The 13,851-nt window shown below is 72.3% G+C and carries 16 protein-coding genes; 7 read left to right on the top strand and 9 right to left on the bottom strand.

Annotation, left to right across the window (positions count from 1 at the left end; translation table 11 throughout):
• Nucleotides 1–328: 328 nt before the first annotated feature.
• Nucleotides 329–1,585: an MFS transporter gene (locus ACZ63J_RS23420; protein ID WP_465405903.1), complete on the top strand. Its 1,257-nt coding sequence runs from the start codon at nt 329–331 to the stop codon at nt 1,583–1,585.
• A gap of 375 nt (nt 1,586–1,960) precedes the next feature.
• Nucleotides 1,961–3,025: a DNA polymerase III subunit beta gene (locus tag ACZ63J_RS23415; RefSeq protein ID WP_465405901.1), complete on the top strand. Its 1,065-nt coding sequence runs from the start codon at nt 1,961–1,963 to the stop codon at nt 3,023–3,025.
• On the opposite strand, the gene ACZ63J_RS23410 is transcribed toward ACZ63J_RS23415, so the two are convergent.
• Nucleotides 3,015–3,929 (bottom strand): hypothetical protein, encoded by a 915-nt coding sequence (locus tag ACZ63J_RS23410; protein ID WP_465405899.1) that lies wholly within the window; start codon nt 3,927–3,929, stop codon nt 3,015–3,017. The genes ACZ63J_RS23415 and ACZ63J_RS23410 overlap by 11 nt on opposite strands.
• 31 nt (nt 3,930–3,960) lie before the next feature.
• Nucleotides 3,961–4,926 (bottom strand): Lrp/AsnC family transcriptional regulator, encoded by a 966-nt coding sequence (locus tag ACZ63J_RS23405; protein WP_465405897.1) that lies wholly within the window; start codon nt 4,924–4,926, stop codon nt 3,961–3,963.
• Between the two features lie 84 nt (nt 4,927–5,010).
• Here ACZ63J_RS23405 and ACZ63J_RS23400 point away from each other — a divergent pair, with 84 nt between their 5' ends.
• Both ACZ63J_RS23400 and ACZ63J_RS23395 read left to right on the top strand, forming a co-directional pair.
• Entirely contained in the window at nt 5,011–5,832 is an 822-nt protein-coding gene (locus ACZ63J_RS23400) for a VOC family protein (protein WP_465405895.1), read from the top strand.
• A complete protein-coding gene (locus tag ACZ63J_RS23395) occupies nt 5,829–7,010 on the top strand; it encodes a carboxylesterase family protein (RefSeq protein ID WP_465405893.1) in 1,182 nt (393 codons plus the stop codon). Before ACZ63J_RS23400 ends, ACZ63J_RS23395 begins: the two co-directional genes overlap by 4 nt.
• Here the strand turns inward: ACZ63J_RS23395 and ACZ63J_RS23390 are convergent.
• The 7 genes from ACZ63J_RS23390 to ACZ63J_RS23360 all read right to left on the bottom strand — a co-directional run bounded on the left by ACZ63J_RS23390 (nt 6,991) and on the right by ACZ63J_RS23360 (nt 11,356).
• Nucleotides 6,991–7,242, bottom strand: a complete 252-nt coding sequence (locus tag ACZ63J_RS23390) for a glutaredoxin family protein (protein ID WP_465301188.1) — start codon at nt 7,240–7,242, stop codon at nt 6,991–6,993. The two genes, ACZ63J_RS23395 and ACZ63J_RS23390, sit on opposite strands and share 20 nt — an antisense overlap.
• Nucleotides 7,239–8,009: an MBL fold metallo-hydrolase gene (locus tag ACZ63J_RS23385; protein WP_465405892.1), complete on the bottom strand. Its 771-nt coding sequence runs from the start codon at nt 8,007–8,009 to the stop codon at nt 7,239–7,241. The genes ACZ63J_RS23390 and ACZ63J_RS23385 overlap by 4 nt, the downstream gene beginning before the upstream one ends.
• A complete protein-coding gene (locus tag ACZ63J_RS23380) occupies nt 8,006–8,824 on the bottom strand; it encodes an NUDIX hydrolase (RefSeq protein WP_465405890.1) in 819 nt (272 codons plus the stop codon). The genes ACZ63J_RS23385 and ACZ63J_RS23380 overlap by 4 nt, the downstream gene beginning before the upstream one ends.
• 109 nt (nt 8,825–8,933) lie before the next feature.
• Complete coding sequence (locus tag ACZ63J_RS23375; protein WP_465405888.1) at nt 8,934–10,070, bottom strand: hypothetical protein; 1,137 nt, start codon at nt 10,068–10,070, stop codon at nt 8,934–8,936.
• A 37-nt stretch (nt 10,071–10,107) separates the two neighbouring features.
• Entirely contained in the window at nt 10,108–10,734 is a 627-nt protein-coding gene (locus tag ACZ63J_RS23370; protein WP_285457668.1) for a hypothetical protein, read from the bottom strand.
• Entirely contained in the window at nt 10,734–11,189 is a 456-nt protein-coding gene (locus ACZ63J_RS23365; RefSeq protein WP_465301179.1) for a RidA family protein, read from the bottom strand. Before ACZ63J_RS23365 ends, ACZ63J_RS23370 begins: the two co-directional genes overlap by 1 nt.
• A 5-nt stretch (nt 11,190–11,194) precedes the next feature.
• A complete protein-coding gene (locus tag ACZ63J_RS23360) occupies nt 11,195–11,356 on the bottom strand; it encodes a DUF4177 domain-containing protein (protein ID WP_020642049.1) in 162 nt (53 codons plus the stop codon).
• A gap of 106 nt (nt 11,357–11,462) precedes the next feature.
• Here ACZ63J_RS23360 and ACZ63J_RS23355 point away from each other — a divergent pair, with 106 nt between their 5' ends.
• Genes ACZ63J_RS23355 through bagB form a run of 3 tightly spaced genes read left to right on the top strand, consistent with a single transcriptional unit; the run spans nt 11,463 to nt 13,846 of the window.
• Nucleotides 11,463–11,711, top strand: coding sequence for a hypothetical protein (locus ACZ63J_RS23355; RefSeq protein ID WP_465301177.1), 249 nt, complete (start codon nt 11,463–11,465; stop codon nt 11,709–11,711).
• Nucleotides 11,712–11,732: 21 nt separating this feature from the next.
• Nucleotides 11,733–12,740, top strand: a complete 1,008-nt coding sequence (bagA, locus tag ACZ63J_RS23350) for an ATPase BagA (protein ID WP_465405886.1) — start codon at nt 11,733–11,735, stop codon at nt 12,738–12,740.
• A complete protein-coding gene (gene bagB, locus ACZ63J_RS23345; RefSeq protein ID WP_465405884.1) occupies nt 12,737–13,846 on the top strand; it encodes an ATPase BagB in 1,110 nt (369 codons plus the stop codon). The genes bagA and bagB overlap by 4 nt, the downstream gene beginning before the upstream one ends.
• Nucleotides 13,847–13,851: the final 5 nt, after the last annotated feature.

Genomic DNA, 13,851 nt, shown 5'->3' with positions numbered 1-13,851 from the left:
ACCCCCGACGTGGCGCACCGGCTCTTCGTTGTTGCGCGGACCATCCCCCGACGATCCGCGCTCCCCGCCCTCCGGACCAGGCCCCGACCCATATGCCGGAGGGAGCTGGGTTCTGTGCTGTTGTTCAACCATCACGGCCCATACCCACGAATTCAAGGCCATTCACTCTCAAGGACGCCGTGGGGGCCGTTTTGTTGCACGGGTTCACGGAGAATATCGCGAGTGTTACCTGATCGAGACCTCGCGTGCTCCACCTCCAGTTTGCCGGTGACGCACCTGACCGTCAAATAACTGGTACTTGCGTACCACTCTGCGGCATACTCGTCCTGTGTCCCACTCCGAAGGTCGTACCTCCCTGGCCGACTACCGCAGCGCGCTGACGACCCGCGCGGCCCGGCGGCCCGCTGTCGCGTCCGTGCTCGCCCGGCTGCCGATCGCCATGATCGGCATCTCGGCGCTGCTCTACGTCCAGCGCGAGACCGGTTCCTTCGCCGCCGCCGGGCTCGTCTCGGCCGGTTCACTCGTCGGGGTGTCGGTGGGCGCGGTGATCCAGGGCCGGCTGATCGACCGCTTCGGCCCGACGCGGCCGCTGCTCGTCGTCGCGGTCACCCTGGCGTTGTCGATGACCGCGCTGGTGACGGCGATCGAGTCGCACGCGCCGACGGCCGTGCTGGTCACGCTCGGCGCGCTCACCGGCCTGTCGGAACCGATGGTCGGCTCGGCGTCCCGGGCGCTGTGGACCCGCCTGCTGCCCCCGGGCGGCCCGCGCAACGCGGCGTTCTCGTACGAGGCGATCAGCATGGAGGTGTTCTTCATCCTGGGGCCCGGCCTGGCCGGCCTGCTGGTCATGGCGCCGTGGGCGGGCACCGGCCTGGTGCTGGGCGTGGCCCTGCAGTTCACCGGCGCGGTGCTGTTCGCATTGAGCCCGGCGGTGCGCTCGTGGGGCCCGGCTTCTTCGTCGTCGGCGTCGCTCCTGGGTGCGCTGGCGAGCCCCGGCATGCGGACGCTGGCGCTGGCCGCGCTCGGCTTCGGCGTCGTGATCGGCTTCGTCGAGGTCGCGGTCCCGGCGTCGGCGACGGAAGCCGGGCACGCGTCGGTCGGTGGGTTGCTGCTGTCGGCGTGGTCGCTGAGCTCGGTGGCGTTCGGCGTGGCGTACAGCCTGCGGCCGTGGCCGCGCCGGCTGGGCCTGCGCCTGCCGATGCTGCTGGGCGCGTTCGGCGCGCTGGTGGCCCTGCTCGCGTGGCCGTCGTCGCTCTGGGGTCTCGCGGTGATGATGCTGCTGGCGGGCGCGTTGATCACCCCGCAGTCGACGGCCCATTCGGCGGCGATCGAGCTGGTCGCCCCGAAGGGGACGGCCGCGGAGGCGTTCGGCTGGGTCCTGACGGCGGTGACGTTCGGGCTGGCGATCGGCCAGTCGGTGAGCGGGTACGTCGTCGAGCACGCGGGCCCGGCGGCGGCGTTCCTGGGCGCGAGCCTGGCCGGGCTGGTGCTGGCCGGTGTGGTGTGGGCACTGCGCGGGACGGTGCGGCCGGTGGATCAGGGTGCTGCGGTCGACGAAGCCGCATTGGTCGGCGCGGGCCGGTAGGCCGGCGGAAGAGGTGCCGCAGTCGGCGAGGCCGCGTTGGCCGGTGGGCCGGTGGGTCAGGCCGCTGCGGTCGACGAGGCCGGGTTGGTCGGCGCGGGCCGGTAGGCCGGCGGGAGAGGTGCCGCAGTCGACGAAGCGGCGTTGGCCGGTGGGCCGGTGGGTCAGGCCGCTGCGGTCGACGAGGCAGGGTTGGTCGGCGCGACCCGGTGGGCCGACGGGACAGGGTGCCGGGACCGCGTTGGTCGGCACGACCCGGCAGGCCCGCGGTCTGCCCCGGTCCACCCAGCGCCGATCGACCGTTCCCCCAACCCACGTTTTCGCTGTTCAGCGGCACTGTGCGCGGTTTTTGTCGGTGCCCGCCGCTAGCTTCGGGGCATGGACGTCACCGCGCCTGCTCACCGCCTCTCGGCGGCCGTCTCGGCTGCCTCGCGCCTGTTGCCCGCCCGTGCCGGGCTGCGGGTGCGGGCGGACGTGGCCGGGCTGACCGTGGCCGGGACCGATCCGGATCTCGCCGTCCGGTTCGACTGCCCGGCCGCCACGCACACCGACGGCTCGGTCGTCGTCCCCGCGGCGCCGTTGGCCGAGACGCTGAAGATGCTCGACACCGACCACGTGCGCCTGGTCGTCGAAGGCAGCCGTCTGGCGCTGCGGCTCGACAACGCCCGGTTCGCGTTGCCCCTCCTCGCCACCGAGGACGACCTCCCGCAGCGAGAACCGCCGCTTGTGTCCGAAGTGGACGGATCCGCCTTCGCCTCGGCGCTGCGGATCGTCGCGGGCACCGCCGCGAAGGACGACCCGCTCCCGCTGTTCACCGGCGTCCGGCTGCAGGCGGACGCCGGCCGGCTGACCCTCACCGCCTCCGACCGGTACCGGATGGCGGTCGCGCGGCTGCCGCTGCGGAGCCCGGGCGAGCTGGACGTCCTGGTGCCCGCCGCGCTGCTCACGGAGGCCGCGCGCCAGGCCACCGGGGTCGTCGGGCTGCACCTGGGCCCCGGGCGGTTCGGCTTGAGCTGGCCCGGCGGACTGGTCGGCACCGCCGTGCTCGACGCCGGGTTCCTGTCCGAGGACTCGATCCCCTCGGGCGCGGTCGACACCACGGTCACCCTGGACGCGGACGCCCTGGCCGCGGCGGTCCGCCGCGTCGGGGTGTACGCCGAAGACCGCCGGGTGCTGACCCTCGAAGTCGGCGACACCCAGGTCCGCCTGGCGAGCGCGCGCCAGGACACGGGCGAGGCGGAGGAGACGCTGAAGGCGGACGTCGAGGGCGGCCGGACGTCACCGTCCTTCCAGGCGAAGTACCTGCTCGACGCCCTGCAGGCCTTCGCCGGCGAGCGCGTGACGTTGTCGATCCAGCCGGGGATGCGCGCGTGCGTCCTGCGGGCGGCCGAGGCCGGGGAGGTGGAGCTGACCTACTACCTGATGCCGATGCTCAGCCGATGATCTCGGTGAGGTCCCGAAGGCGGACGTCGGAGGCCGGGCCGGCGGTGAACTCGCGCACGGTCAGTGCCGCGCTTCCGAAGCGCTGTTGGTAGGCGTCGCGGAGGTTCGGTGACGAGCGGCCGAGCATCCACTCGACCGTCGACGTGCTGGTCCGCAGGAACTCGAGGGGCAGGCGGCCGAACACGTACAGCTCGGCGCGCAGCTCCCGGCGATCGAGGACCAGACCGACGAGGTCGGCGACGAGCAAGCGTTTGCGCATGGTGTCGGCGCCCTTCCACCGGGCCGTTTTGAACTCGGCCACGCGACGGTCGGTCTCGAGGTCGAACGGGCGGTCCGGGTCGTTCCCCGAGGCCAGCGAAGGCCGGCGGACGATGCGCTCGCCCGGTTCGAGGATCTTCGGCAGCGCCCGGACGATCGTCGCCGCGTGGATGAGGTCGTTGATCCGGCAGGTGTGCTGCCGCACCAGCAGCGCGGCCTGAAGCAGGTCGTCGGTCATGCCGCAGTTCACGCTGCCGACATTCCCGAGCTGCGCTCCCTCCAGGCGCTGTTCCATGCGGCCGATGCGAGCGGTCAGGTCTTCGACGGTCAGAAAATCGACGAGAGACGCGAAGGCTTCCCGCGGTTCGGGGTCCGGGCGGACGTCCGGCTCCTGCGGCAGCGGGCTGGTCGGGAACCCGAGCCGGCGCAGCTGGCGGATCGCGGTGTGCGAGATGAACTCCGTCCGCGACACCCCGAGCGCGCGCTCGAAGAGCTGTCTCGGCGGCCACTGGCGGTCGCCGACGGAGACCCAGTGCTTGCGGATCGGCTCGGGGCCACCCCTCGCCGCCGCGCTCAGCACCTCGGCGCGGCTCAAGTGGTGCTGTTCGCCGTTGAGGATGAAGTCGATCGCGCGCTCGTCGTCCACAGGCAGTGAGTCGCCCGCGCACCCGATCCCGCTACACCGGCGTCACGGTCCCGAAGCGCTTCAACGTGCGGATCATCGGCGCCGTCTCCACCTGCCGGACGCCGGGCAGGCCACCCAGGTCGTCGGCCAGGTACGCGTACAGCGCCGCGTCGTCGCGGCAGCCGACGTTCGCCACCAGGTTCGCCGGGCCCGTGGTGGCGGCCGCAAAAGCCACCTGCGGGTGCGACGCCAGCGCCCGGCCCGCGGACTCCAGCGCCGAGGGCGCCACCGTCAGCCATAGGGTCGCGGTCAGGGGAAAGCCGAGCAGGGCCGCGTCCACCTCGACGTCGAAGTACAACGCGCCCGACGACCGCAGTGCCTCCAGGCGACGGCGGACCGTCGACTCCGACCGGCCCGACGCCGCCGCCAAAGTCGACATGTCGGCACGGCCATCGTGCGCCAAAGCCGCCAGCAACTCCGGGTCCCCCGGCTCGGACCGGTAAGAACCTTCCAGCGGAGGACAGCGAAGGAGCGCGACCTGCTCCGCCGACAACGCACTCGACCGGCCCGACCACCCCGCCGGGCCGCCCGCGAACCGGCGCAGCAGCCGGTACGCCGTCATCGACACCACTCGGGGCGTCCGGGGCAGCTGGCCCAGCAGCAGGCCGTCGGTCTGCTCGCGCAGCGGCGCCCGGACGAAACACACGATCTCGGTGCCGCCGGACATCAGGCTCACCCACTGGGTGTCGGACCGCCGGGCGAGCGCCGCCGCGATCGCCGCCGCCGCGTCCGGGACGCACCGGAGGCGCACCAGCCAGTGCACCTGACCCAGCGGCGCCGCCTCCGGGACGCCGACCACCCGCAGCACGCCGGCCGAGCGCAGCTTCCGGTAGCGCCGCGCCACCGTCTGGTCGGAGACGCCGAGCACCGACGCGATCGTGCTGAACGACGCCCGGCCGTCCAGCTGCAGCGCGTGCGCCAGGCGGCGGTCCAGGTCGTCGAGCAGGCCGGATTCCACCAGATCAACGTAGAACGTGTCGGATTCCGGGCACAAGCGATCGATGAGCGGAAGAAAAGGCCGTTCCGGCCCACGCTGAAGGCCATGAACATCGACCACACGGTCTTCCTGACCCGCGGCTACGAGCAGGCCTGGCGGCGCTACGAGCAACTCGGCTTCACGCTCAGCCCGCCGTCCCGGCACTTCGCCGCCGCCACCGACAACACCGAGCCGGTGCCGAGCTGCACGGCCAACCGGTGCGCCTACTTCGGCGTGTCCTTCCTGGAGCTCATCGGCATCGTCGACGAAGCCGCCGGCGACCCGTGGCACGTCCTGCCGATCCTCGACGCCCACGGTGCCGGCCTCCACGGCTGCTCCTTCGGCGTCGACGACTCCGAAGTGGCCGAACGCCGGCTGCGCGAAGCCGGCCTCTCGAGCTCGGGTGTGCTGAAGCTGCAACGCGACGTCGAACTCCCCGAAGGCACGCGCACCGCGCGCTTCCGCAGTGTCCACATCAGACGTGACCGGACCCCCGAAGGCATCCTCCACACCGCCGAGCACCTGACGCCCGAGTACGTCCACCAGCCGCGGTACCTCGACCACCCCAACGGCGCCCGCGGCGTCGCCGGGATCGTCCTGGTCGTGCCGGACGACGAGGTCGGCGACTACCGGCAGCGCTACGCCGTGATCACCGACGGGCAGCGACTTGTCGACATCATCGGCGTGAGCGACCTCGACCGCTCCTTCCCCGGCGAGCAGCCGCGCGAGCTGCCGTACTTCGCCGCCCACGGAGTCGTGGTTGCGGATCTGGCCGAAGCGCGGAAGCTGGTCGAGGAGCACGTCCCGACGACCACCCGCGGGACCGGGTTCTTCGTCCGCGCCGAGGACGCCGAAGGCGCCGCCGTGTACTTCGAGGAGGCCCGATGATCGTCGAAACCACCACCGGCCGGGTTCGCGGCACCGATGGCGCGTTCTGGGGAATCCTTTACGCCACAGCGGGACGCTTCGAACCACCCCAGCCGCCGAAGCCGTGGACCGGCGTCCGTGACGCGCTGGAAGCCGGGCCTGCCGCGCCGCAACCGCCGTCACGGCTCGAGCACGCCCTCGGGCCGATGCCCCTGCCGCAGAGCGAGGACTGCCTGTCGCTCAACGTCTTCACGCCGTCGGCCACCGGGAGCCGACCGGTGCTGGTGTGGATCCACGGCGGCGGGTTCTCCAGCGGCTCGGGCGGCCAGGTCTGGTACACCGGCACGCGCCTGGCCCGCGAGGCCGACGTCGTGGTCGTGACGCTCAACTACCGGCTCGGCGCCCTCGGTTTCCTCGCCCTGGACGGGGTTCCGCCCAACCTCGGGATCGCCGACCAGCTCGCCGCGCTCGAATGGGTCCGCGACAACATCGGCGCGTTCGGCGGCGACCCGGCCGACGTCACCCTCGGCGGGCAGTCGGCGGGGGCGCAGTCGACGCTCACCCTGTGGTCGGCGCCGCGCGCTCGGGGACTCGTCAAGCGGATCGCCCTGCAGAGCGCACCAGTGGGCATGCGACCGTCCACATGGGACGAAGCAAATCAGAACGCCTTGCTGCTACAGGAAGAACTCGGCGAAGATCTCCGGACTACCTCCGTCGAGAAGCTTTTGGACGCTCAGCTGAGGGTCGCGGCCAAGACGGCAAAACCGGGCTCGATCGAACCGCCGTTCCAGCTGGTGGCCGACGGTGACCTGGTCGCCGACGACCTGATCCAAGCGGCCGGCCCCGGTCCGGCACTCATGAGCTGGACCAGGGAAGAGCTGCGCGCGTTCGCCCCGGACGCGCCGCAGGACGTCGTCGACGCCGCGAACGCGTTCTTCACCGACGACCGGCTGGCCGGGAAGCTCGACGCCTTCGTCTACCGCTTCGACTGGCAGGCGCCGGGCAACCCCTTCGGGGCCTGCCACTGCATCGACCTGCCGTTCCTCTTCGGCACCCACGACGTCTGGGACGCGCCGATGCTGCGTGGCGCCCCGAAGGGCCTCAAAGAAGAACCGGGGCTTCGCGAAGTCTGGGCCGCTTTCCTGCACGGAAAGCGGCCCAGCCCGACGTGGGAGGCGATCAGGCCGACGCGGCCTTGACCGCCGCCTCGACCTCGGCGAACGTCGGGTTGACCAGGGCGGTCGACCCGACGATCACCGTCGGCACGGTCTCGTTGCCGTTCGCGACCTCGCGCACGCGCGCGGCGGCGTCCGGCTCCTCCCAGATGTTGATCTTTCGGATGGTGAAGCCGCTCTTGGACATCGGCCGGTCCAGCGCGGCGCAGAAGCCGCACCCCGGCCGCCAGTAGAACTCGACCTCGACGTTGCTCATCCCTGGTCCTCCGACCGCAAGTAGTCCAGCTGCGCCTGCACGCTCAGTTCGGCGGGCGCCCACAGCGCCCGGTCGACGTCGGCGTACACGACTTCGACGACCTGGCGCGGCGTGGCGTCCGCACCGAGCTTCCCCAAGGCCGAACGCACCTGGTCGAGCCGCTGTTCCCGGTGGGCGAGGTACTCGCGGGCGGTGGCGGGCAGATCGGGCAGCTCCGGACCGTGGCCGGGCAGGCCGAGGGTGCCCGCGGGCAGGTCGATCAGCTTGCGCAGCGACCGCAGGTAGTCACCGAGGTCGTGCAGCACCGTGGTGCCGCGGCCGAGGATGGTGTCGCCGGTCAGCACCTGGCCGTCGAGCACCAGCGACACGGAGTCGTCGGTGTGCCCCGGCGTGTGCAGCACGCGGATCGAGAGCCCGCCGGCCGAGATGACGTCGCCGTCCACGAAGGACTTCGCGTCGATGCAGAGCGCCGGGTCGAAGGCCCGCACCGGCGCGCCGGCCCGCTCGGCGAACCACGGCGCGCCCTCGGCGTGGTCGGGGTGGAAGTGCGTGAGCAGCACCAGTTCGACCGCGCCGACGCCGGCCAGCAGCTCGAGGTGCTCGAGATCGCGGTAGCCCGGGTCGACCACGACGGCCGGGGTGTCCGGCGTCGCCCGCAGCACCCAGCTGTTGGTGCCTTCGAGCGTCATCGACGACGGGTTGTTCTCCAGCAGCACCGAAGCCGTCTCGGACACCGGGCGCAGCACGCCGTACGCGGGGGCGTTCATCGGGGCTCCAGCACGACTCGGACGTGGTCGTTCTCGCGGATCAGCGTCGGCGCGATCCGGACGATCTCGCGCTGCGCGTTCAGGACGTCGTCGGCCGTGGCGAACTCGGCCAGCTCGCTCAGCGTCAGCCAGGTCGGCGGCATCAGCATCCGGCGGCCCTCGCGCGCGTCCGCGATCGCGTCCTCGGGACGCTGCCAGCCGGAACTGGACGCCTCCGACGTCGCGCCGTCGGCCTGCTGGCCTTCCGGCAGCTTCGCGACGTAGAAGCGGGTGTCGTAGCGACGCGGCTCGGCTTCGGGGGTGATCCAGTGCGCCCACGGGCGAAGGAGGTCCGCGCGCAGCGTCAGCCCGGCGTCGGCGAGGAAGCCGGCCAGCGACACCTCCCGCGTCTCCAGGGCCTGGCGCGCGGCCGCGTACGGCGTCACGTCGGTCAGCACCGCGTCCGCGCTGCCGGCGAGCAGCACGCCGGACTCCTCGAACGTCTCGCGCACCGCTGCGCACGTGAGCGCGCGCGCGAGCGCGTCGTCACAGCTGAACCGGGACGCCCACCACGACGGCTCCGGGCCGGCCCACGCGACCGACGCGTCGGCGTCGCGCTTGTCGACCCCGCCGCCCGGGAAGACGGTCATCCCGCCCGCGAAGGGCATGCCCTTGACCCGGTGCTGCAGGAAGATCTCGACACCGTCGGCGCCGTCCCGGACCAGGATCACGGTGGCCGCGTCCTTGGGGACGGCCGGCGGGCCGTCGGCGTTGGCGCGGGTCGCTACCCCGGCGCCGACGGGGATGTCGAAGACGAACTCCGTTGGCTGCTCCACCCGGGCAACATACCTCCGGACCCCGACGTTCCGTCGCGCAGTTGTGGCGTCCCGGACAGTGAAAAGGCGGTACCTCCCGGAGGAAGTACCGCCTTTTCGCGAAGGAGGACTAGGGGGCGGTCCAGCCGCGCTGGTCGCCGCCGGAGCGGGAAGCGCCGTTGAGCCGCATCTTCGCCGCCTCGGCCCGCTCGCGCTCGGCCAGCTCCGCGTGCAGCTCACGCAGCAGGGCCCGGTCGCGCTCGCTCAGGCTCGGGTCGTCCAGGTCCAGCGCGGGCAGCTCGACGACCTCGTGCATCGACGGCTTGCCCGCGGCGATCTCGCGGCCCTTCTCCGGGTCCTCGGCCAGCGCCTGCCGCAGCTGCGCGACTTCGGCCGGGGTGAGGTCCGCGGTGCGCTCCGCGCGTGTCTCGGCCCGTTCCGACCGCGACTGGCGGGGCGGCTCGGGCGCGGGCGGCGGCGACACGATCGGCACCACCGGGGCGACCGGCTCGGCCTGCGCCGTTGTCGTCGCGCTGGAGCGCATGCTGTGCCTGCTGCCCGACTCCGCGACCGGCTCCGGCGTCACCGGGGCCGAGACCTTGGCCGGCTCCGGCCGGTACGGCGACGAAGCCGACGTCGTGGCTCCGGTCACCCAGGCCGGCGAAGAAGCCGCCGAAGCCGCCTGGTGGTACTCGGAGTGCGCGACCCCGGGACCGCTGACCTCGACGACCGAGTGGATCCCGGCGCGGCGCAGCGCGGTGTCGACGCGGAAGGCGACGGCGGGCGGGTTGCCCTCCGGCCCCAGCTCGACCAGCACCACGCGCTGCGGGAGCGCGCCCGGCACACTGCCGGCCGGGGTGTTGCGCCACACCGCGTGCACCGAGCGGACGTCCGGCAGCACCTGCAGGGTGCGGTCGAGCGCCTCGGCGATGCCGAACTCCGGGGAGTTCTCGCCGCTGAAGCGGTGCGTGCTGACCTGCTCGGCCTCGTCGACCAGCAGGTCGTTCGCCAGCGTCGCGTCCGACCGGCTCATCTCGAGCACCAGCGCGAGCTCGCGCTGTTCGGCGGAGCTGACCGGGATCCGGCCCGCGATGAGCGTGCCGGTGGTCAGCTCGACCGCCTCGTCGATGTGCGCGCGGGCGATCAGCTCACGCGCTTCGGTGAGCGCGCTGTCGTCGATCCGGCCCGCCAAGGCCAGCAACAGGTTGTGCAGGCGCAGGGGCACCGAGAACCCGTCCATGGGCGGGCCGTCGTGGACCTCCACCATTGCCTTGCTCCCTCCCAGCTCGCTGGCGGAGCGAGCGTTAAGCGGCTACTAGCCGGTTTCCGGCGACCGCGCCCACGCAGACCAGCTCTGAGTCGGCCAGCGCGGCCCGGTGGTATCCCGGCAGGTCGAAACGCGGCGGGATGACCTCGACGCTGGGCTCTTCGTCACCCAGCACCCGCAGCACCCGCTGCAGTTCGCCGGTCAACCTCGGCAACCCCGTCAGCGCGGTGATCAGCAGGACGCGCTTGGCCGTTCCCTGACCGACAACACCGACGTGTCGCCAGCTCTGCCGCACTTCCCCCACGTCCGGGCGTCCTCGCAACGTTGCGTGGATCAACACGGACACGGAGTCGACCGAGTTAACCCATTCGGGCGCACTCGACGTGAATGTGTACCTGTTCTCGGTGACGTCGTCTACCCCCAGCGTCGAACTGACCTGGTGCCAGTCGGCGCCGTGCGGGATGAGACCGGCCACGAGCAGGCGGTACTCCGTTTGGTCGAGGTCGATCCTGTGCTTAAGCAAAGACCTCGGCAGGGTCCGGGCGAGCGTGCCCATCGCACCCTCGCCGAGCCAGTCCCGGAAGCGCCACAGCAGCTGGTCGGGCAGCCGCCCGGCCAGCCGGAGCAGCAGCTCGTGGGTGGACTGCTCGATGTCCGGATCCATCACTGCACCTCCACGATCAGTTCGACCTCCACCGGCGACCCGATGGGCAGCTCCGCGACGCCGACGGCCGAGCGGGCGTGGACACCCGCGTCACCGAAGACCTCGCCGAGCAGCTCGGACGCGCCGTTGACGACCGCGGGCTGGCCGGTGAAGCCGTCCGCGGAAGCCACGAAGCCGACAACCTTGACGATCCGCGTGACGTTGTCAATGCCGACCAGAGCGTGCACGGCCGCGAGCGCGTTGAGCGCCGAGGTGCGGGCGTGGCCCTTCGCCTCTTCGGGGCTGATCTCCGCGCCGACCTTGCCGGTCGCGGCGAGCACGCCGTCGACGAAGGGCAGCTGGCCGGAGGTGTACACGTGCTTGCCGCTCTGCACGGCGGGCACGTACGCGGCCAGCGGGGCCGCCACGCCGGGCAGCTCGATGCCGAGCTCCTTCAGCCGTTCGCTCCAGCTCACGCGGATCAGCCCTTCGGACGCTTGAGGTACGCGACGTGCTGCTCGCCCGTCGGGTTCGGCAGGACGGTGACCAGCTCCCAGCCGTCCTCGCCCCACTGGTCGAGGATCTGCTTCGTCGCGTGGATCAGCAGAGGGACCGTCGAGTACTCCCACTTGGTGGCGCTCATGAACCGGGAGCGTAACCAAGCGGGCAAGAGCGCCGGGGACGGCCGCCGGATCGGGCCCCCGCGACGCGCCGGAGTGTGGTTCATCTCACGCCGCTAGCGTGGGTGCGTGGAAACGTGGCGCGTGATCGCGACGGCGCTCCTGGCCTCGGCCGGGCTGCCGCTGGTGCTCGTCGTGATGGCGAAGGTGCGCGACCGGACGCAGAGCTCCGGCCAGGTCGTCCTCGGCGGCGTGATCACGTTCACCCTGCTGGTCGTCCTCGGTGTGCTCGCGCTCACCGTGCTGCCCGGGATCGTCACCTGGGTGCTCGTCGCGGCGGTGGCCACTGCGGTCAGCGTCATGCTGCTGGCCAGCTGAACACCGGTTTAGGGTGAAGAAGTGACCACTTCCCATGCCGGCTGGACCGACGAGCTTGCCCGCGCCCGGCTGCACTTCGTCACCGGCAAGGGCGGGACCGGCAAGACGACGCTCGCCGCGGCGCTCGGGCTCGCGCTCGCCCGCGAAGGCCGGCGCGTCCTGCTCATCGAGGTCGAGGGCCGCCAGGGCATCGCCCAGCTCTTCGACACCGAGCCGCTGCCCTACGCCGAGCAGCGCATCGCCTCCGTCCCCGGCGGGGGCGAGCTGCGCGCGCTGCACATCGACGTCGAAGCCGCGCTGCTCGAGTACTTCGAGATGTTCTACAACCTGGGCTTCGCCGGCCGGACGCTGCGGCGGATGGGCGCGATCGAGTTCGCGACCACGCTCGCGCCGGGCCTGCGGGACGTCCTGCTCACCGGGAAGATCAAGGAGTGCGTCGGGCGCACCGAGTCCGACGGGCGGCACACCTACGACGCCGTGGTCGTCGACTCGCCGCCGACCGGCCGGGTCGTCAAGTTCCTCGACGTCACCAAGGCCCTCACCGACCTCGCGAAGACCGGCCCGATCCGCGGCCAGGCCGAGGGCGTCGTGCGGCTGCTGCACTCCGGCGAGACCGTGATCCACCTCGCGACGCTGCTCGAGGAGATGCCGGTCCGCGAGACCGTCGAAGCCGTCGCCGAGCTGGACGGCGCCGACCTGCGCCCCGGCGCGGTGCTCGTCAACCGGGTCCGGCCGCCGCGGCTGCCCGCCCGGTCGGTGACCGCCGCCGCGGACGGGCGCGTCGACGCTTCCCGCGTCCGCACCGGGCTGGCGTCGGCCGGCCTGAAGCTGCCGGACGAGACACTGGAAGCGCTGGTCGAAGAGACCGTCGAGCACGCCGTGCGGGTCGCCGCCGAGCAGCGGGCGCGCGAGCAGCTCGCCGAGGCCGACCTGCCGACGCTCGAGCTGCCGGACCTGACCGACGGCGTGGATGTCGCGGCCCTCTACGACCTGGCCGAGGCCCTGACCGACCAGGGGGTGCGGTTGTGACCACCGTCGACATCGACGCGCTGCTCGACGACGAGAAGAGCCGCGTGATCGTCTGCTGCGGCTCCGGCGGCGTCGGCAAGACGACCACCGCGGCGGCGCTGGCGTTGCGCGCGGCCGAGCGCGGCCGCCAGACCGTCGTGCTCACCATCGACCCCGCGCGGCGCCTGGCGCAGGCGCTCGGGCTGCGCGAGCTCGGCAACCACCCGAAGCAGGTGCAGGTCGAAGGGTTCGAGCCCAAGGGCGAGCTGTGGGCGATGATGCTCGACATGCGCCGCACCTTCGACGACATGGTGCGCGTGCACGCCGGCCCGGAACGCGCCGAGCAGCTGCTGCAGAACCCCTTCTACCAGACCATTTCCACGTCGTTCTCCGGCACGCAGGAGTACATGGCGATGGAGAAGCTGGGCCAGCTCGCGGCCACCGGCGACTGGGACCTGATCATCGTCGACACCCCGCCGAGCCGGTCCGCTTTGGACTTCCTGGACGCGCCGACCCGGCTTTCGTCCGCTTTGGACGGTCGGATGATCCGCCTGCTGACGGGCCCGGCGAAGGCCGGCGGCTGGGGCCTGCGCAAGGTCGTCAACGCCGGGTTCTCGATGTTCGCCAAGGCCGTGTCGACGATCATCGGCGGCCAGCTGCTGACCGACGCGTCCGCGTTCATGCAGGCCTTCGACAGCATGTTCGGCGGTTTCCGCGAGCGCGCGCGCAAGACGGCCGAGCTGCTGCGCTCGTCCGGGACGTCGTTCCTCGTCGTGGCCGCGCCGGAGCCGGACGCGCTGCGCGAGGCGTCCTACTTCGTCGAGCGGCTCTCGGCGGAGTCGATGCCGCTGGCCGGGCTGATCGCGAACCGGACGCACCCGGTGCTCGCGAAGCTGTCGGGCTCGGAAGCGCGCGCGGCGGCGGACTCCCTGCAGGGCGCGCCCCTGGCCGAGGCCGTGCTGCGGCTGCACGCGGACCGCGTCGACCTGGCCGCGCGCGAAGAACGCCTGCTCGCGCGGTTCACCCGGGCCCACCCCGAGGTGGCGCTGGCCCGGGTGCCCGCACTGGCCGGTGACGTGCACGACCTCGAGGGCCTGCGCGACATCGGCGTCAAGCTCGCCGGCTGACCGCC

Source organism: Amycolatopsis sp. NPDC104863, from assembly GCF_055582965.1.
The sequence above is the reverse complement of the archived record's forward strand: the minus strand, read 5'-3'. Positions and strand labels throughout refer to the sequence as shown.